At 36.4% G+C, this 19,637-nt stretch carries 14 protein-coding genes; 11 read left to right on the top strand and 3 right to left on the bottom strand.

The window, feature by feature from the left end; translation table 11 throughout:
• Positions 1-43: 43 nt before the first annotated feature.
• From bioD to ACP6PL_RS06260, 8 genes are all read left to right on the top strand, one after another.
• Positions 44-736, top strand: a complete 693-nt coding sequence (bioD, locus tag ACP6PL_RS06295) for a dethiobiotin synthase (RefSeq protein WP_426543664.1) — start codon at positions 44-46, stop codon at positions 734-736.
• 128 nt (positions 737-864) lie between these two features.
• Complete coding sequence (locus tag ACP6PL_RS06290; RefSeq protein WP_426543662.1) at positions 865-2,082, top strand: M20 family metallopeptidase; 1,218 nt, start codon at positions 865-867, stop codon at positions 2,080-2,082.
• A 552-nt stretch (positions 2,083-2,634) separates the two neighbouring features.
• Positions 2,635-3,276 carry an SH3 domain-containing protein gene (locus ACP6PL_RS06285; RefSeq protein ID WP_426543660.1) on the top strand — a complete coding sequence of 214 codons (642 nt, stop codon included), beginning with the start codon at positions 2,635-2,637 and terminating at the stop codon, positions 3,274-3,276.
• Positions 3,277-3,907: 631 nt separating this feature from the next.
• Complete coding sequence (locus ACP6PL_RS06280) at positions 3,908-4,843, top strand: phosphoribulokinase (RefSeq protein ID WP_426543658.1); 936 nt, start codon at positions 3,908-3,910, stop codon at positions 4,841-4,843.
• A 313-nt stretch (positions 4,844-5,156) separates the two neighbouring features.
• Positions 5,157-5,741, top strand: a complete 585-nt coding sequence (locus tag ACP6PL_RS06275) for a class I SAM-dependent methyltransferase (RefSeq protein ID WP_426543656.1) — start codon at positions 5,157-5,159, stop codon at positions 5,739-5,741.
• An 89-nt stretch (positions 5,742-5,830) separates the two neighbouring features.
• The gene (locus ACP6PL_RS06270; protein ID WP_426543654.1) at positions 5,831-6,418 is read left to right on the top strand and encodes a class I SAM-dependent methyltransferase; all 588 of its coding nucleotides are present in this window, start codon (positions 5,831-5,833) and stop codon (positions 6,416-6,418) included.
• 91 nt (positions 6,419-6,509) lie between these two features.
• Positions 6,510-7,094, top strand: coding sequence for a class I SAM-dependent DNA methyltransferase (locus tag ACP6PL_RS06265; protein WP_426543652.1), 585 nt, complete (start codon positions 6,510-6,512; stop codon positions 7,092-7,094).
• A 91-nt stretch (positions 7,095-7,185) separates the two neighbouring features.
• Complete coding sequence (locus tag ACP6PL_RS06260) at positions 7,186-7,770, top strand: class I SAM-dependent methyltransferase (protein ID WP_426543650.1); 585 nt, start codon at positions 7,186-7,188, stop codon at positions 7,768-7,770.
• A gap of 98 nt (positions 7,771-7,868) precedes the next feature.
• Here the strand turns inward: ACP6PL_RS06260 and ACP6PL_RS06255 are convergent, their stop codons facing one another.
• Together ACP6PL_RS06255 and ACP6PL_RS06250 are read right to left on the bottom strand one after the other, a co-directional pair.
• Positions 7,869-8,015: a hypothetical protein gene (locus tag ACP6PL_RS06255; RefSeq protein WP_426543648.1), complete on the bottom strand. Its 147-nt coding sequence runs from the start codon at positions 8,013-8,015 to the stop codon at positions 7,869-7,871.
• 299 nt (positions 8,016-8,314) lie between these two features.
• A complete protein-coding gene (locus ACP6PL_RS06250; RefSeq protein WP_426543646.1) occupies positions 8,315-9,304 on the bottom strand; it encodes an RluA family pseudouridine synthase in 990 nt (329 codons plus the stop codon).
• 336 nt (positions 9,305-9,640) lie between these two features.
• Between ACP6PL_RS06250 and ilvN the strand changes: the two genes are divergently transcribed.
• The 3 genes from ilvN to ACP6PL_RS06235 all read left to right on the top strand — a co-directional run bounded on the left by ilvN (position 9,641) and on the right by ACP6PL_RS06235 (position 15,043).
• Entirely contained in the window at positions 9,641-10,165 is a 525-nt protein-coding gene (gene ilvN / locus ACP6PL_RS06245; RefSeq protein ID WP_426543644.1) for an acetolactate synthase small subunit, read from the top strand.
• An 862-nt stretch (positions 10,166-11,027) separates the two neighbouring features.
• Positions 11,028-13,013: a CAP domain-containing protein gene (locus ACP6PL_RS06240; RefSeq protein WP_426543642.1), complete on the top strand. Its 1,986-nt coding sequence runs from the start codon at positions 11,028-11,030 to the stop codon at positions 13,011-13,013.
• A gap of 596 nt (positions 13,014-13,609) precedes the next feature.
• Complete coding sequence (locus ACP6PL_RS06235; protein WP_426543640.1) at positions 13,610-15,043, top strand: calcium-binding protein; 1,434 nt, start codon at positions 13,610-13,612, stop codon at positions 15,041-15,043.
• A 584-nt stretch (positions 15,044-15,627) separates the two neighbouring features.
• On the opposite strand, the gene ACP6PL_RS06230 is transcribed toward ACP6PL_RS06235, so the two are convergent.
• A complete protein-coding gene (locus ACP6PL_RS06230; protein WP_426543638.1) occupies positions 15,628-19,278 on the bottom strand; it encodes an adenylate/guanylate cyclase domain-containing protein in 3,651 nt (1,216 codons plus the stop codon).
• Between the last annotated feature and the right edge of the window lie 359 nt (positions 19,279-19,637).

Below are 19,637 nucleotides of genomic sequence, written 5' to 3'. Positions count from 1 at the left end.
ATGACAATGAAATAATCATAAATCAAACTCCAGGATAGACATCTTGAAAGAACTATTAATTACGGCAACTGATACCGACGCTGGTAAAACAATATTGACGATCGCTCTTGCTTCCTACTGGCAAACTTACTGCAAAGACCTTAACTTCGGTTTATTTAAGCCTATTCAAACTGGCATTGGCGATCGCGAACTCTACACCAAACTATTTTCCCTTGACCAATCTCTTGACAAAATTAATCCTTTATGGTATGCAACACCAGTTGCTCCTCCGGTAGCTTCAGAAAAGGAAGGTCGTCTGATAGAATTAGATCAGGTCTGGTCAACCTTTACAACCTTGCGACAACAAAAAGATTTTGTATTAGTCGAAGGTTTAGGAGGACTAGGTTCCCCTGTAACTAATGAACTGACAGTAGCAGACATAGCTAGGGATTGGCATTTACCTACAGTTCTGGTTGTACCAGTAAGATTGGGCGCGATCGCTCAAACTGTAGCAAATGTCGCCCTAGCTCGTCAAATGAAGGTTAATCTGTTAGGAATTATTCTTAACTGTGTAAAACCTTGTTCTGAACAAGAAATTGCTGACTGGACTCCAGTTGACCTGATTGAATCCTTAACCCAAGTGCAAGTTTGTGGAATTATACCACATTTAGCAGATATTACTGACTTAGGTAAATTAGCCAAAGCAGCTTCTAACCTAGATTTAGAAAAATTTCTGCCCTTACCAACCAAAGCATAGCTGAAGTCAGAAGTTAGAAGTCAAAAGTTAGAAGTTAAATTCTTACTGTGACTAAATTTGAGAGGCGCGAAAATGTCCTAACCGTCCTGACAATTGCTATAAAAAGTTAATCTCTCATTATTAAAAATATGATTTCCACTATTCCAACCTCAAATTTTGTTATCGAATCTCAACTACGCCAAGACATTAGAAAACTTCAACCTTCATTAGTTGAGTGGCGACGATATCTGCATCAAAGACCAGAATTAGGTTTTAAAGAACACCTCACAGGAAAGTTGATTTCGGAAAAATTGCAAGAGTGGGGCATCGAACATCAAACAGGAATTGCTAACACAGGTATAGTTGCAACTATTAATAGCGGTAAACCAGGTCCTGTACTTGGTATTAGAGCAGATTTAGATGCACTACCAGTGCAAGAATTAAACGACGTGCCATATAGATCCATACATGATGGTATTATGCACGCTTGTGGGCATGATGGGCATACAGCGATCGCTCTTGGTACTGCGCAATATCTCGCTACTCATCGTCAAGATTTTAGTGGTATAGTCAAAATCATCTTCCAACCTGCCGAAGAAGGACCTGGAGGAGCTAAACCGATGATTGAAGCAGGGGTATTGAAAAATCCTGATGTAGATACCATAATTGGTTTGCACCTGTGGAATAATCTCCCTGTTGGCACAATGGGAGTTCGTAGTGGTGCTTTAATGGCAGCTACCGAAAGATTTAATTGCACAATTTTGGGCAAAGGTGGGCATGGAGCAATGCCACATCAAACAATAGATTCTATTGTAGTAGCAGCACAAATTGTTAATGCTTTACAAACAATAGTATCTCGGAATATTAATCCTATAGATTCAGCAGTTGTAACTGTGGGGCAGTTGAATGCAGGTAGAGCATTTAATGTCATTGCTGATACTGCTAGAATGACTGGTACAGTGCGCTATTTTAGTTTGGATTATCAAAATTATTTTAGTAAACGAATTGAGGAAATAATTTCTGGAATTTGCGGAACTTATGGGGCAAGTTATGAGTTTAATTATCATCCACTTTATCCTCCATTAATTAACGATCCAAAGGTTACAGATTTGGTTAAAAGTGTTGCCGAATCAATAGTAGAAACTCCCGCTGGTGTTGTACCAGAATGTCAAACTATGGGAGGTGAAGATATGTCATTTTTTCTACGAGAAGTACCTGGTTGTTATTTCTTTTTAGGTTCAGCAAATTCTGAAAAAGGTTTAGCTTATCCTCACCATCATCCCCGATTTGATTTTGATGAAACTGCTTTGGGAATGGGAGTTGAAATGTTTATTCGTTGTGTAGAGAAGTTTTGTAGTCAGGGATAATTTTTTTGCTTTTTTTGGAAAGCAAGTTTCAAATATAAACTGGATTTTTACTCAAAAAATCCAGTTTATACTCAAATTCGGTAGCACTGGTATAATTAAATATTTAATTAGGAGTCATAGGGGCGATTCGGGAATCGCCCTTACAGGAGTTCTGATGTAGTCCATTAAACCTGCCCTAAACTTGTTGTGTTTATTTATCCTCACCTACTTAGGATAACGAGATATTAAATTTTTCTGCCTAATACTTAAAATCGACTTCTTTTTGATGATTTTGTGCTTAAACAAAAATCCTGGTTTTTCTTATCTTCCCTATCTTCCTTATTTCATATTTATCAATATTAAAAGGTAAATTAGGATATTTCTAAACTCACTAAACTTCCCTTGTAATTAAGATGATTTAGGATTAAAATATCAAGATTATGATAGTTTATAATGCTTTTTGAACAAAGGTATTTTCATCTAAATAAAGTCTTAAGAATAATTAAAATATCCGAAATATAGACTTATATAGTTTGTAGCTAAACTTGTAATTAAAAATAGTTCAGAATATTTATGCAAAATAACATCAAGCAAAGGCCAAATTATCTCAAAATATTAACAATTGCTTCTTTATCTTTATTAGGAAGCCAAATGCCAAATATTGCTAAGGCAGACCAGTGGAATCCAGCAATTAACCATACAAATGAGATATTAATTGCTCAACAACAAGTTTGTCAGCTTCAGTCTTCACCAGCAGATAACCGTCAGGGTGTAGATTTCCGAGATCAACCAGGTGGAGGTAAAAATATTGCCTTTTTTAATAATGGTACTTCCGTAACAGTCATAAATAGGTCTAATGACGGACAATGGACACAAGTAACTGGACCTAATAATGCTCAAGGTTGGGTATATACTCCATATCTGCAAAATTGTAATACACGCTCTGCTTCACAATTACCTAATATGACAGGTGGAATACCTATAGGAACAATGTGTCAAGTTACAGGTTGGCCTGACTCCCCTAATATTCCAGTTCAAGATTTTCCCAATGCTCGAAGTAACCCTATGCCTTATGTTTTTAATAAGGGTACTCAAATACAAGTTTCACAACCACCAGCAGGACAACAATCTCAAACAAAGTGGGTTTATGTTAAGTCTACGGCTAACCCTCAGCAAGTAGGCTGGGTATGGAAGCCTTATATTCAATGTAATTAATGTAATTAATTGAAAGGAGTCAGGAGTCAGAATAGAAAAATTGTGAAGATTCCTTCAATGTAATTATGAAAAATTTCTACGTTTGTTGGGTAGTAATGGCGCGTCAAGCTTGAAAATGTGGATTAAAAAACCTAACCCCCCAACCCCCTTCCCTGCAAGGGAAGGGGGAGAAGCCCCTCTCCTCGCAGGAGAGGGGTTGGGGAGAGGTCTCCAAGGTGACTCGCTCCTAACACACCATTTTAAGCTTGACACGGCAGTAGACTGAAACATCTAAAATGATGCGTTACATAATTGCGGGCGGGTTTATTTAAATCAAGTGTGAAAACTCATTAATTTAACGGGGAAACCCGCCCCTAATATTGCAACATTTTAGGTCTGTCACGCCACTACTAGACTCACACTACACATTTAGCGTGGACATTGGTAAATCTAGTTTGCAGAGCATTTTATCGCCGAAAATTCATAAGAGAGATGACTTTTGACCTTTGAGTTGCGCGTAGGGCTATACTTGCTATTTCCTTGATTATCAGAAATCTTGCCCCCAGTGCCAAGTACAACATAAAATTAATTATTACTAAAAATTTAAGGCTGTGCCATATAGGCCATTGTCCGGTACAGGGAGAATAAAATTATGACTCATCGTCCAATAATCCTAGGCATTGTGGGTGATAGCGCTGCAGGTAAAACTACCTTGACTAGAGGAATAGCTCAAGTATTAGGGCCAGAAAGTGTTACTGTTATCTGTACAGACGACTACCATCGCTATGATCGAAAACAACGAGCTGAAGTAGGTATTACTGCCCTCCACCCAGATTGTAACCATCTTGATATAATGCAGCAACATCTAACTCTGCTGCGTACCGGACAACCAATTCTCAAACCTATTTATAATCACTCAACCGGAACATTTGACCCTCCAGAATATATTAAGCCTAACAAATTTGTGATTGTTGAGGGATTACTAGGTTATTCGACTAGGGGGGCAAGGGACTGTTATGATGTTAGAGTTTACTTGGCCCCCCCAGAAGAATTAAGGGCGAAATGGAAAGTAAAACGGGACACGATGAAAAGGGGCTACAGTGAGGCACAAGTTCTCAAAGAAATGGAAAAGCGCGAACCAGACTCGGATGAGTTTATCCGTCCCCAACGTAAGTGGGCAGATGTAGTTGTTACTTTTTATCCCCCTTCACACGATATAAATAGTTCTCAACTTCATGTCCGTTTGGTACTTAGACCTACTATTCCTCATCCAGATTTTTTGGAGATTATAGATCAAGGTAGTCCTAATTTTCAACCGGCAGTTCGTTTGGGTTTAGATCGGGATATGGGTAAACCAGTTGATGTTTTGGAAATTGATAGTCATGCTACTAAGGAACAGGTAAATGAGTTAGAGATGATTCTGTGTAAGGAAATGCCTAACTTAAAAGATTTCTGCTCACCAGAAGGAGACCCAGATATTGGTAAGTTGGTTGGTACAACTGGGGAACTGCTTCAGAGCTACCCTCTAGCTTTAACTCAATTACTTATTGCTTATCACATGATTAAGGCAACTAATATTTATCAGTAAGAAATAGGGAATAGGGTTCATTAATTGATAATTGATAATTAATAATTTATAATTATTAATGACTTTTTCTTAAAAAGAAGAGGATTGGTTAAAAGGAAAATTTTTTCTTTTTTTATCCTGGAAAGGGGAGGCTTTAAACCTTAGTTTTTGGGTAAAATTTATTAAATTTTTATCTATAAGTTTGGGATTTTTTACCAATTATTGAGGATTGTTTATAGTTAATATTCAGCTATTGTATTCTTGTCAGATTTTATTTGGCAAGATAACTGTATTGGTAGGACATAAATATAAGTAATTTTTGAACTATACAATTATGGTAAATAAAATTTCTGCTGAAGAGTTTCATAATAACTATTCTACCAAGTATGATGAGATAGCAAAAACTAGAAGTAATCTAAAGTTTCATAATGAGGCAGTCAAAATTTTTCGCCAATATAACCACCATCAAGGTAGTATTTTAGATATAGGTTGTGGAACAGGGTTTCTAAGTGAATTATTACAGGGAGATTTTGAATATACAGGTATTGATATTTCAGTTAATATGCTGGAATATGCAGCTAAAAGAGGTTATAAAACAATTCATAAACCAATAGAAACAGCTTTGGTAGAAATTGATTCCCACTCCTACGATTTTGTTTTTTGTTTGGCTTCATTGTATTTTGTTGAAGATGCAGGAACGGCGATAGAGCATCTTTATAGAATTGCTCGTAAAGCTATTTTAATTAGTCTGAATGAAGTTACAGAGGAATATATTCAAAAGTTTATTGTGCCAGTTTACGACCATTCAAAAATTTTAATTGAAAATCCTGTCGAAGATTACTTTATAGAAGGTTGGACTTCTTCAAGTCTAAAAATTCCTATCCGAACTCGCATGATTTATATTGAGCAAAAAAATTAAGGTAATGATTTAATAATATTTAAAATTTAATATTGTCTATTAATCATATTTTACGCGATAAACATAAGTAATTCTTGAACTATAAATTTATGGTAAATAAAGTTTCTGCTGAAGAGTTTTATGATAATCATGCTACTAAGTATGATGATATAATAAAGAAGCCTAAGTCGAACGTACAGGATCTAAATGAAGCGGTCAAAATCTTTCACCAATACAATCACTATCAAGGCAGTATTTTAGATATTGGTTGTGGTACAGGTCTTCTAAGTGAATTATTACAGGGAGATTTTGAATATACAGGCATTGACATTTCAGCTAATATGCTGGAATATGCAGCTAAAAGAGGTTATAAAACTATCCACAAACCGATAGAAAAGGCTTTGGCTGAAATTGATTCCCATTCCTACGATTTTGTTTTTTGTTTAAGTTCATTGTATTTTGTCAAAGATGCTCAAACAGCTATAGAGCATATTTATCGAATTGCTCGTAAAACTATTTTAATTAGTTTAACTGAAGCAACAGATGAATATACTAAAAACCATGTTATGTGGGTTTACGACCATTCAAAAATTACAATTGAAAATGCTATTGAAGATTATTTTATTATAGGCTGGACTCCGCCAAATACAGGAATTCCTATCCAAACTCGCATGATTTATATTGAGCAAAAAAATTAGGGTAATGGTTTATAGGATTTAACATTTAATGTTGCCTATCTATCATATTATACGGGATGGTAAATATAAGTTAGTTTTGAACTATAAATTTATGGTAAATAAAGTTTCCCCTGAAGAATTTTATGATAATTATGCTGTCAAATATGATGATGTTGCCAAGAAAAAGTCTAATGCAAATCTACATAATGAGGCAGTTAAAATATTCCACCAACAGAATAATAATCAAGGTAGTATTTTAGATATTGCTTGTGGAACTGGACTTCTTTGTGAATTATTACAGGGAGATTTTGAATATACAGGTATTGATATTTCAGCTAATATGCTGGAATATGCAGCTAAAAGAGGTTATAAAACTATCCATAAACCAATAGAAACGGCTTTAGCAGAAGTTGATTCTCACTCCTACGATTTTGTTTTTTGCTTAAGTTCATTGCATTTTGTGGAAGATGCTGAAACAGCAATCAAACATCTTTATCGGATTGCTCGTAAAGCTATTTTAATAAGTCTTGATGAACTGACAGAGGAATATATTAAAAAATTTATTGTTCCAGTTTACGACCATTCAAAAATAGTAATTGAAAATGCTATCGAAGATTATTTTATTATAGGTTGGGTTTCTTCAAGTCAAGGTATCCCTATCCGAACTCGAATGATTTATATTGAGCAAAAAAACTAAGCTAATAGTTTATAAGATTTAACATTTAATATTGCCTATCAATAATATTATACGGGATGGTAAATATAAGTTAGTTTTGAACTATAAATTTATGGTAAATAAAGTTTCCCCTGAAGAATTTTATGATAATTATGCTGTCAAATATGATGATATGGCAAAAGCTAGGAGTAATCTAAAGTTTCATAACGAGGCAGTTAAAATTTTTGATCAATACAATCATCATCAGGGCAGCATTTTAGATATTGGTTGTGGAACAGGGTTTATCAGTGAATTATTAGAGGGAAATTTTGAATATACAGGTATTGATGTTTCGGCTAAAATGCTAGATTATGCAGCTAAAAGAGGTTATAAAACTATTCAGAAACCTATAGAAAAAGCTTTGCCTGAGATTGATTCCCAGTCCTACGATTTTGTTTTATCTTTAAGTGCATTACTGTTGCTTGAAGATGCTAAAACAGCAATGGAGCATATTTATAGAATTGCTCGTAAGGCTATTATAATTAGTATTGATGAACCGGTAGAGGAATATATTAAAAATTTTGCTGTGCCCGTTTACGACCATTCAAAAATGGTAATTGAAAATGCTATCGAAGATTATTTTATATTAGGTTGGACTTCTTCAAGCATAAAGGTTCCTATCCAAACTCGTATGATTTATATTGAGCAAAAAAACTAAATTTAATGATAAATAAGTAGTGATGATTTCTAGTTTACCTAATAAGAAAGAGAAAGGTATACTGAGCAATATCACTACTTCTAAAAAAGTATCTTTCCTTAAAAAACAAAAGGTAATATTGAAGTGGGGGCGGGTATCATTTCAGGTCCCCGCAAGTCTAATAGTTGCACAAGAATCAAATAGGCGATCGCCAAACCTATAGAAATTACCCCAGTAATAATAGCCACAATTTTTCCACGATCCATAATTTTCTACTCCTAATATCAAGTCACATTAATTAACCATAATACAAAGTCTGTTTCAGAGGGTAAACAACAAAATTTCAGAACTGGTAGTAGGAAATAAATAGGGGTTGCTGATTAATTCTCAAAGTATTGACATATAAAGGTAAGTGCTTTCTTTTGGTCGAAAAAAGTACCATATTTTCAGTTCTTCATGCTCAGAAAGTTAGGACGGCTGGCAGACAAGCACAGAAAAATCAAGGTACAAATATATCTTCTACTTTCTCTGTCTCCCTACCCTACCCACACTTCCCACACTTTTGTCATTTTTCCTGACTCCTGACTCCTGACTTCTGACTCCTCTCTATTAACCCAGAACGTTTACGCAAAACCTCCACCAAAGTCAGAAAATCTTCTGGCAAAGGAGCGATCGCTTCAACCAACTCTCCAGAAACGGGATGTTGTAACTCTAGTCGCCAAGCATGAAGAGCTTGACCAGTTAAATTCACTCCTACCGAACGACCTTTGCCATAAACAGTATCCCCAACAATAGGATACCCCATTTTAGCACTGTGAACCCGAATTTGATGAGTCCGCCCAGTCTCCAACCGAAACAAAATCATAGCAAAATTTCCCAAACGTTCCTTAACTTCCCAATGAGTAACAGCAATTTTCCCACCTCTCTCCACTGGTGTCACCGCCATTTTTTTGCGGTCTACCCGATGACGACCAATAGGTAAGTCTATTGTACCACTATCCGTTTTAGGACTACCATAAATCACACCCAAATATTCCCGCCTCGCCGTTTTTGCCTGCAACTGCCCCTGCAAATGTTGATATGCTTGATCTGTTTTTGCCACCATTATCGCGCCAGTAGTATCCTTATCCAAACGATGCACAATACCTGGTCGTTGCACTCCCCCAATACCTGCCAAAGAATCACAATGAGCTAAAAGTGCATTAACTAAAGTACCCTCAGAATGTCCGGGTGCTGGATGTACGACTAAACCTGCTGGTTTATTGATAATTAATAAAGCATCATCTTCATAGAGAATATCTAAAGGAATATCATTAGCTTCTATTTCCAAAGGTATTGGTGGCGGAATAGTTAAAATAATTTTATCGCCCTTTTGTACTGTTGCTTTTTTAGAAGTGCAGATATCGTCATTTACTTTCACATTACCTTGGGAAATTAACTTTTGGATATGCGATCGCGATAAGTCTAGCATTTGTTGAGACAGCCAAATATCCAAACGTTTAGTTATTTCATCCCCACTATTCACCTCTAAAATAATTGAACTTTCATCAGTCATAATTTATAAAAATTGTTTGTGGAATTACCACTATATCCAATCTACACTCTAGTATAAGATATAGCAGTCAAAGCAAAGAGCGCGGACATTTATAAATGCTCAAACTCAGTCAGAAGTAATTTCTGACTTCTGTAGGGGCGAATGGCCATTCGCCCCTACGACTTATGACTTGCGCGTAGCGCTATAACTAGACTTCTTGCAAAATTGACACTCAAGTAAATTACAGTACAGAAATCATTAGTTTTTCTGACTTTTGACTTTTAATTTTTGAATTAATTCTGCAAGAATTCTACTAAATATCAAATAGGTTGGCCAAGAGAGCTACTGATTTAGAGAATGAAACATACTCTTTCTGTTTTAGTTGAAGACGAAGCGGGAGTTTTGACCCGCATTGCTGGTTTATTTGCCCGTCGTGGTTTTAATATTGAAAGTCTGGCAGTTGGCCCAGCAGAACAAACTGGTATTTCTCGAATTACAATGGTAGTACCAGGGGACGATCAGATTATTGAACAGTTGACCAAGCAACTATATAAGTTGGTCAATGTTTTGAAAGTACAGGATATTACTGCGACTCCCTGTGTAGAACGAGAATTAATGTTACTCAAGATTAATGCTACTACAGCTATGCGTTCAGAAGTGATCGAAATTGCAAATATTTTTCGGGCGCGAGTAGTAGATGTAGGGGAAGACTCACTAACTATTGAAGTAGTAGGAGACCCAGGAAAAATGGTAGCTATTGTCCAAATGCTTTCTAAATACGGTATCCGTGAAATTGCTAGAACAGGAAAAATAGCTTTAACTCGTGAGTCTGGGGTTAATACTGAGTTCCTGAAACTTACAGCTTTGGAAGCGAAGATATAAGTATTTTTTTGGATATTAATTAAGAGGGGGTCATTATGTAGGATGGGAAATGGTAATTTGAGCTTTTATCTCAGTTAAAAGGTTACTATTTCCCTCTCTCAAAACCTAACTATCCTTAAATTTTTACTGATTTAATTTTAATCCTCAGCTAAGTTATTCTCAATTAAATATCTGATTTAGGCAATTACTCTTTTGTTTAGCGCCAGTTAATTAAGAGTAATTGCTTTTTTTATACTCAGTTATAGTGCAAAACTTGTAGTAGAGTGACACGCCTAAAATGTTCAATAGTAGGGGCGGGTTCCCCATTAAATTAATGAGTTTTCACCTGAAATTAGATAAACCGGCCCCCAATGATACAGTGTTTTCCGTTGTTATGAGCTACACCCATCCCGGGCAAGATGCCGGCACTACAATATTTTCATCATTGACTCTGTACATCATTTCTCCGAAATTTGCTGTATAACACACCATTTTATTTCTCTTCCATCTACTGGAAAACCGCTATAAGACAGATTATTTCCGCTAGGCAATACCACTTTAAAATCAATCATAAATACTATTTATATCCTCAATAAAACTAATAATTAGTGTTTTCACTTAATACAAAAATACTAACTTTTTTAGATTAAAAAATACTTCCGGAACTCTACAAATAACCAAGTAAAACTTGACAGAAAATTAAAGAACGATTTGTCCTAAAACAACAAATCAAGTAGTCAATAAATTGACATTTAATTCTGAATTTTGACTACATAAATCAAAGGAAATATTGAACAGGTTTTAAGCAATTAAGACCTAACTTCAATAAGAAAATAATTCCTGCTTTGTCAATTACTGTCGTTTATATTTACACACACGAACCATGACACAACCCACCGCACAAGACCAATACATGCTCGAATTGGTAAACAGAGATCGCCTAGATCCTCAAGCAGCAGCAGATACTTATCTAAGTGGAAACCTAAATGAAGGACTTTCTTCCGGTACAATCTCCACTGATGCCAAACAACCTCTAGCATTTAATTTTAACCTCAATACTGCTGCTACAGACCACAGTCAGTGGCTACTAGATAATAACAGATTTAGCCACACTGGAGAAGGTGGTACAAACTCCAGGCAACGTATGGAAGCTGCTGGGTATACATTCACAAATCCCTCTGGTAATGGGGAAAATCTTGCTTGGAGAGGAACAACAGGTACACCTAACTTAACTACTTTTGTTAGGATAAACTACGAAAACTTGTTCATTGATGCAGGTGTATCTGGTAGGGGTCATCGTGTCAGCCTGATGAATGGTAACTTCCAGGAAATCGGAATCGCTTCACTACAAGGCCCGTTTACCGCTAGTGGTAAAACTTTCAACGCAGTGATGACTGCTCAAAACTTTGCCTATTCAGGATCAAGTGGTCCATTTATCACAGGTGTTGCCTACACTGATGCAGTCAATAATGACGACTTCTATACAGTCGGTGAAGGAATAGGCGGCATAACAGTTACAGCAGTCGATCAAGCAAATAGTGCCAATACCTTCACAACTACCACTTGGGATGCAGGTGGTTATAGTTTAGATGTAGAAGAAAATAAAACTTACAATGTAACCTTCTCTGGGGATCTCGATCAGGATGGCCAGGCAGGCGATACAGTAACTTATGAAGTTACAGTTGGTTCCGAAAACGTCAAACAAGATGTCGTTAGTGACAACTTACCTGCTTCTCCTCCTACTCCAAGTGTTCCAACTCCTGGTGACGATAACTTCAATGTAGATGGTACTACTGAAGTAGTTTACGGTTTAGGAGGCCATGACATTTTAACTGGAAGCAGTGGTAACGACAGTATTGGTGGTGGACAAGGTAACGATACTCTAAATGGTGAAGGCGGCAATGATTCTTTGACTGGATGGATCGGTAACGATCAAATTAACGGCGGTAGCGGTAATGATAAACTCCAAGGTGGAGATGGTCTTGATACTCTCAATGGTGGAGATCATGCTGACACCCTTAAAGGAGGAAATGATGCGGACGAACTCAATGGTGATGGAGGGAATGACTTCTTGCAAGGGGAAGCTGGTAACGACATTCTCAATGGTGGTGATGGCGATGACACTGCTGGAGGTGGTGCTGGTGATGATATTATTGATGGTGGTATAGGTAATGATTCCCTAACTGGATGGAAAGGTAACGATAACATTACTGGCGGTAGCGGTAGTGATACTCTTCTGGGTGGAGATGGTCTTGATACTCTCAATGGTGGAGATCATGCTGATACCCTTAAAGGAGGAAATGATGCTGACGAACTGAACGGTGATGGAGGCAATGATTTCTTACAAGGGGAAGCTGGTAACGACATTCTCAATGGTGGTGATGGCGATGACACTGCCGGAGGTGGTGCTGGTGATGATATTATTGATGGTGGTATAGGTAATGATTATCTAACTGGTTGGAATGATAACGATAACATTACTGGCGGTACTGGTAATGATATGATTAAAGGTGGTGATGGTTTAGATACTCTGACAGGAGTTGATCCAACTGCTGCTCAACCTGGTAATAATGAGATAGATACTTTGGAAGGGGGTGCTGGTGCTGATTCATTTATCTTAGGTGATGCTCAGGTTTACTATGATGATAATGGTACAGCAGATTATGCTCTTATTCTTACTTTCAATAGTGCTGAAGGCGACCAGATTCAACTTTCTGGTAATATTTCTGACTACGATCTGCAGCCAAATGTTTCTGGTTTACCTGCTGGAACAGCTATCTATAGCAACAGTGGTACTGAACTAATTGGGGTTGTTGATGGAGTTACAGGTATGGATTTGAGTGATACAAGTCAGTTCTCTTTTGTATAGTCTTTAATATCTCTCCTTGATCGGAGCAGTTGAAAATTTTGGCGGTATGTATTTGATTCTTCATATATATACCGCTTCTAGTAATTTTTTCAGAGTTCACAAAATAATTAAAGCTTGTAGTATTGCTCTAGCCCTAAGTATAGACAGGACTAAAGTTATACTACAAACAAAAACTTTTTTATCACTTATTATCCGGATATCATAGTTAAGATTTTATAAGTAAATTTGTCTGTTCAATAAGATAAATAAACAAATCAATCGACATCTTAAAAAATTGCATGAGCCTTTTCAAATGATATTTGTAGGGACGTTCCATAGAACGTCCCTACATTTTTTTTCAAATATATTTAATAAGTAGGTAAGCATGGATAAACGCAATATTATAAAGCTGGTTTTCAGAACTATATCCTGCTTACGTCAAGGCTTTCAGTTAAACCTACCCCTACAATTTTTTTAACGTTTAATTATACCTATTTACTTAAAACTTCTATTATAACAATTAAAATATAAATTTTTTTTAACTCCTCAAAAATTCCGGACTTTTGCTTAATGTCTCGATAGTTTTTAACAGCAGTTAATTTATTAGGAAACAAAAAATGGCTACACCGACAACAGGCAATGATCTTTTACAGGGAACAATAGGCAATGATTCAATTCTAGCTTTGGCTGGGGATGATACCGTCAATGGCTTGGGAGGTAATGATACCATTCGTGCTGGAGGTGGAAATGATTCAGTTGATGGTGGTGAAGGGGCAGACTTCCTAACAGGTTATATAGGAAACGATACGATTATTGGTGGTAGCGAAGATGATACCATTTTAGGAGGAGATGATGATGACTCTCTCCTGGGCGGAGCAGATAACGATTCAATCATAGGTGGAAATGGTGCCGATACTATTGGTGGCGGATTTGGTAACGATTTTATAAATGGTTCTGGTTTTAACCTTACTAAGGATCTTGCAGATTTCCTCACTGGTTGGGATGGAAATGACACAATTAGTGGTGGTGACGGCAATGATACGATCCTAGGGGGAGACGATAATGACTCTCTCAGTGGCGAAGCGGATAACGATCTGCTCAAAGGTGGAAATGGTGCCGATACTCTTCGTGGTGGAGCTGGTAACGATACTATGGATGGTGGTGGTTTCGAGGCTTCTAGCGATCTAGGAGATTTACTGACTGGTTATACAGGAAATGATTCCATCATGGGGCGTGCTGGCGATGATACCATCAGAGGTGGAGCAGGTGCTGATACTATCGGTGGTGGAATTGGAAATGATATTCTGGATGGTGGTGATAGTGAGCCGGATGATGGTGCTGCAGACTTTATCACTGGTTGGACAGGAGATGATTCCATCAGTGGAGGCGGTGGCGATGATACCCTCCTGGGGGGAGATGGTCTTGATACTATTGGTGGTGGAGCCGGAAATGATAAAATTGATGGAGGTGATGGTGCAGATTCCCTAACAGGTTTTACCGGAAATGATACGATTAGTGGTGGAAGTGGTACGGATTTTCTTCAAGGAGGAGATAATAACGACTTACTCCAGGGTAATCAGGACGATGATACCCTATTTGGAGGAAAGAATGATGATACTCTTGGTGGTGGTAAAGGGAACGATTATCTTGAAGGTGGTAGTGATAATGACTCAGTGACTGGTTGGGATGGAAATGATACTCTAATCGGTGTTGATGCTACTGCTGCTCAACCTGGTAGTAATGAAATTGATACTCTCAGTGGTGGTAATGAGGCAGATTTATTTATTTTGGGAGATAGTATCCAAGCTTACTATGATGATAATGGTGATGCTGATTATGCTCTCATAAGCACTTTTGATAGTTTAGAAGGAGATCAAATTCAACTATTTGGAAGTACTAGTGACTATACATTACAACCAAATGTTTCTGAATTACCTGATGGCACTACTATAGATCCAAGCACTGCTATATATAGTGGTAGCGATCTAATTGCTGTTGTTGAGGGGGTTGTAGGTATGGATTTGAATGGTAGTGAGTTCACTTTTATATAATTTCTAGTTTGTTATCACATTGGTATAAAGGGCAAACGGCAGTTTGCCCCTACAGAAGAGAAAATATCATAATATAGTCCAGATGAAAAGTCCTCCGCAGTGACTATAGGAAGCTATCTCGCGCCACCCCTGAGATGGCTTCCTTCCCCCCCGCTCCAGCCGCAGTGACTTACAAGAACTAATCATCTGGATTTGATATTATATCATGTCCCCCCTCCGGGGGAGCTACGAATTGCGGATAATCACTTATAATAAAGTATATGGTTTGTAGTAGGGCTTCAGCCCTATCTACAGTTCGGGCTGAAGCCCTACTACAAACTTTAATTATATATAACTATTTAACCGAACATAATATTAAGTAGGTATGCGCGAATAAACGTCACTATGTAACGAAATATTAAAGCAGTTGAAACCTTTGAGATTGCTTCCTTCCGCTCCGCTCCAGTCGCAATGACATACTTGTAAATTTTTTCACCTACCTACTTACTTACAGATGAATCAATTGGAATTTACCTAAATTACCAATGCTATATTTTTTGTATTAGCTAATCCTATTCTTTATAAGAAGAGGTAATTATTAATTATTAATTATTGAACCTATCTATTAGCCAATAAGTAATCATTTCACCTCTACCTTTAACTGGAATAGACCCCCGTGATTCTAATAAAAACTTATCTTTTAAAAGTTGATAAGTACCTTCCGCAAGTTGAATTTTACCAGACATTCCGCTTGATTCCATCCGAGATGCGACATTTACTGTATCACCCCACAAATCATAAATAAACTTTTTAATGCCAATGACTCCTGCTACGACAGGTCCGGTATTAATACCAATGCGAATTTGGAAAGCTTCTCCCCGATCATTGAAAAACTTTCTAATTGCCTTTTGCATATCTAATGCCATGTTAGCGATCGCCTCTGCATGATCTTCTCGAGCTGTGGGTAAACCACCAACAACCATATAAGAATCTCCAATTGTTTTAATTTTTTCTAAATCATGTTCTTCAGTTAATTGATCGAAAACTGAGAAAATTTGATTCAGCATATCTACCAATTCACTGGGAGATATCCGAGCCGAAAAACCAGTAAAATCGACAATATCAGCAAATAAAATAGTCACATTTTCAAATCGTTTTGCAATCGGATGTTGATTTTGTTTTAATTTTGAAGCAATCTGAGCAGGCAAAATATTCAATAATAAGTGGTCAGATTTTTGTTGTTCTAATCGTAGTGCAGTTTCTACATATTTACGTTTTGTGATGTCTTGAATAGTACCTTCATAGTAAAGTATTTCTCTATCAATATTGCGAACTACACGGACATTTTCAGAAATCCAGATGACACTACCATCACCACGATAAACCTCTGATTCAAAATTTGATATAGAACCATGTTTTTCAAGTTCGGTAATAAACTCAGAGCGTCGCTCTGAATTAACATATAATTGTTTACCAATATCAGTTATCTTATTCTTTAACTCTGTTTCTGAGAAAAAACCATACATTTTTAATAATGCTGGATTTGCACTGATGAAGCGTCCATCAGGAGTAGTTTGAAATATACCTTCTGCTGTATTTTCAAAGATGCTACGGTATTTTTCCTCTGCTTTTTGTAACGCATCTAGCACCCGTTTGCGTTCTGTAATATTACGCGCTACCCAAATTACACAGTTATCTGGTAATGGTGAAATGCTAGCAGCAAACCAAATTTCATCAGGTTTAGGAATAGGAGAATGGGGATGAGGAAGTGAGCTGCTAGATTGGTAGTTAGGAAGTTTACATGAGATTCCCCATACAGAATTATACTCTTGACTCTTAGGATCATTCTCTTGATTATTAGATACGAGCAGACTATATTCTAAATTTACAGTTTCTTTTGTATTCAGCACTCGTTGAATATTAATCATAAATAGGTTAGCTTGCTTAGGGGGCAAAACCTCATAAACACTTTTGCCAATCAATTCATTGATAGGAGTATATAATACCTCCGAATTAGTAGATAAGATTTTGACATATCTACCTTTGGCATCGAAGACAGTAATTACATCCGTCATTGCTTCAAACAACACCCGCAGTTCCGCTTCTGATTTTCGTAAGGCAGTTTCTATACGATGACGTTCTGAAATTTCCGTCATTAGCAAACGATTTGATTCCCTTAAAGCTTTAGTGCGTTCCTCAACCTTACTTTCTAACTGCTGATTAGCTCTTTGTAAAGCTTCCTGTGCTTCTTTTCGTTGTGTAATATCTTCAACAGTTCCCTCATAACGAATTAATTGACCATCTTGATCCCAAACAGCTTTAGCATTTTCAGAGATCCAAATTAGACTGCCGTCTCGACGATAAATTTGTGATTCATAGTTAACTACAGCACTCTGCTCCTTTAATTTTTGCATAAATTGCTCTCGGTATTCAGAATTACCGTAAAGTTGATGTTGTAAACAGATGACATTAGCAATCACCTCTTCAGGAGAATCATAACCATAAATTCGAGCTAATGCTGGATTAGCACTTATAAAGTAGCCATCTGGAGTTGCCTGGAAAATTCCTTCAACAGCATTTTCAAAGATAGTACGATATCTTTCTTCAGCTTCTCGTACTGCTGCTTCTGCATACTTGCGGTCACTAATATCAATACCTATCGCAAAAGCAGCAGACCCTTGAGCATATTTTTTGGAGACAATTAAATAATTTCGGGCAGTACCATTAACGTAAGCAGATACTTCTCGATAGTCATCCTGAGCAGGACTGGCAAAGAATTGTCGCATAAATTCACTAAATTGTTGACTAGCTTTGAGAAAGCCAATATTTTGACCAACAAAGGCTTCTTGAGGTAAATTGTATGTTTGTGCTAAACGTTTATTAACTCCTAAGTAGCATAAATCTGAGCTCACCCAAGATACAATTCCTGGTACTGCTTCTAAAATAGTTTTGAACTGTTCTTGAGTTGCTCCAAGTTCCAACTCTGCTTGTCTATGTTCGGTAATATCAATACCAACTACAAATGCTGCTCGATTGTGATTATATTTGCGGGCAACTATTAAATAATTTCGATATAAATTGTCGTATTTTGAAGTAATTTCAGAGGTTATTTCGTGGTCAGGACTAGCAAAAAAATCTTCGATCAAAGAGTTAAATTTAGAATTATTGTCTATAAAACCAATATTTTTACCGACAAATTCGGCTCGTGGAAGGTTGAACGTATCAGCTAATTTTTGATTAACTTCTATATATGTTAAATCTGAATTAATCCATGAAACCATTCCTGGAACACCTTCTAATACTGTTTCTAGTTTTTCTTTACTAACTAACAGATTTTTTTCTGCTTGTTTGCGCTCCGTAATATCTATACCAACAACAAAAGCAGCTTTGTTTTCATTATACTTTTCTGCAACAATCAAATAGTTTCGATCTTCCCCATTAATTTGTGATACAAATTCACCTATTATTTCTGGTTCATTACTAGCAAAAAAATTCTCAATAAAATCATAAAATTGAGAACTTGTTCCTAAAAAACCAATATTTTTACCAGGGAATTCTTGTCTAGGTATACCAAAAATATCAGCTAACTCCTGATTAACTTCTATATAATTCAAGTCTGAACTAATCCAAGATACTGTACCTGGTACTGCTTCTAATACAGTTTCTAATTGTTCTTTGGCTTTTATTAATTTTTTTTCTGCTTGTTTGCGTTCAGTAATATCTATACCAACGACAAAAGCAGCTTGGTTTTTATTATACTTTTCTGCAACTACCAAATAATTTCGAGTTTCACCATGAACTATTGATATAATTTCACGAGTTATTTCTAAGTAGGAACTCTCAAAAAACTCTTTTACAAAGTCATTAAACTCAGAACTTGCCCCTAAAAAACCAATATTTTGGTCTACAAATTCTTGTGTAGGTATACCAAAAATATCAGCTAACTGCTGATTAACTTCTATATAGCGTAAATCTGAACTAATCCAAGATACTGTACCGGGAACTGCTGCCAAAACTGCTTGTAACTGTTCTTTAGCTATGTTCAAATCTTTTAACGCTTGTTGGTGTTCAACAATTTCTTCTATTAACTGATCGTTTGATTCTTTTAGTGCTGCAGTGCGCTCTTCAATTATATTATTTAACTCTTGTCCCGTTAAGTTGCAATTTGAATTAGCTTCTTCAAGTTCACTAACAGTTTTACGAAGTGCTCTTAACTCTTGAATTAGTTCATCTTTAGTCTTATCTTTATCCTTCATAATTTCAATATCTTATGATACTATGCAAAGAAATTGATTTAAGGTTAACTATGTATTCATTCATAAATAATTATCTTGATTTTTATCGAATTTTTGAATAACTAAATCTGATTATTGTGGAAACTCAAAACCACATAAGGGACAAATTAACTGGATTGAGAAAACCTATAATTTTAAATTTACTTATATATATTCGACAAGTTTAATATGTCAAGAAGGTATGAAATATTTGTTGGATGATCTAGTAGATGCTTTCGATAAAAATTCTGCCCAACTATTATGTAGATTTTTCTCCAGTTCAATATCTCTGTATTTCTAATTTTAAGGAGATTACTACAATAAGATTAAACGCAGCATCC

The sequence above is a fragment of the Dapis purpurea BLCC-M126 genome, from assembly GCF_050015975.1.
In the GTDB taxonomy this organism is placed as follows: Bacteria; Cyanobacteriota; Cyanobacteriia; order Cyanobacteriales; family Microcoleaceae; genus Trichodesmium.
This window is presented reverse-complemented; position numbering and strand designations above follow the sequence as displayed.

Coding starts and splice junctions, on each gene's coding strand:
- ACP6PL_RS06285 (WP_426543660.1), top strand. CDS start 2,635: ATGCAAAATAACATCAAGCAAAGGCCAAATTATCTCAAAATATTAACA.
- ACP6PL_RS06250 (WP_426543646.1), bottom strand. CDS start 9,304: ATGACTGATGAAAGTTCAATTATTTTAGAGGTGAATAGTGGGGATGAA.
- ACP6PL_RS06290 (WP_426543662.1), top strand. CDS start 865: ATGATTTCCACTATTCCAACCTCAAATTTTGTTATCGAATCTCAACTA.
- ACP6PL_RS06240 (WP_426543642.1), top strand. CDS start 11,028: ATGACACAACCCACCGCACAAGACCAATACATGCTCGAATTGGTAAAC.
- ACP6PL_RS06265 (WP_426543652.1), top strand. CDS start 6,510: ATGGTAAATAAAGTTTCCCCTGAAGAATTTTATGATAATTATGCTGTC.
- ACP6PL_RS06270 (WP_426543654.1), top strand. CDS start 5,831: ATGGTAAATAAAGTTTCTGCTGAAGAGTTTTATGATAATCATGCTACT.
- ACP6PL_RS06275 (WP_426543656.1), top strand. CDS start 5,157: ATGGTAAATAAAATTTCTGCTGAAGAGTTTCATAATAACTATTCTACC.
- ACP6PL_RS06260 (WP_426543650.1), top strand. CDS start 7,186: ATGGTAAATAAAGTTTCCCCTGAAGAATTTTATGATAATTATGCTGTC.
- ACP6PL_RS06280 (WP_426543658.1), top strand. CDS start 3,908: ATGACTCATCGTCCAATAATCCTAGGCATTGTGGGTGATAGCGCTGCA.
- ACP6PL_RS06255 (WP_426543648.1), bottom strand. CDS start 8,015: ATGGATCGTGGAAAAATTGTGGCTATTATTACTGGGGTAATTTCTATA.
- ACP6PL_RS06235 (WP_426543640.1), top strand. CDS start 13,610: ATGGCTACACCGACAACAGGCAATGATCTTTTACAGGGAACAATAGGC.
- ACP6PL_RS06230 (WP_426543638.1), bottom strand. CDS start 19,278: ATGAAGGATAAAGATAAGACTAAAGATGAACTAATTCAAGAGTTAAGA.
- ilvN (WP_426543644.1), top strand. CDS start 9,641: ATGAAACATACTCTTTCTGTTTTAGTTGAAGACGAAGCGGGAGTTTTG.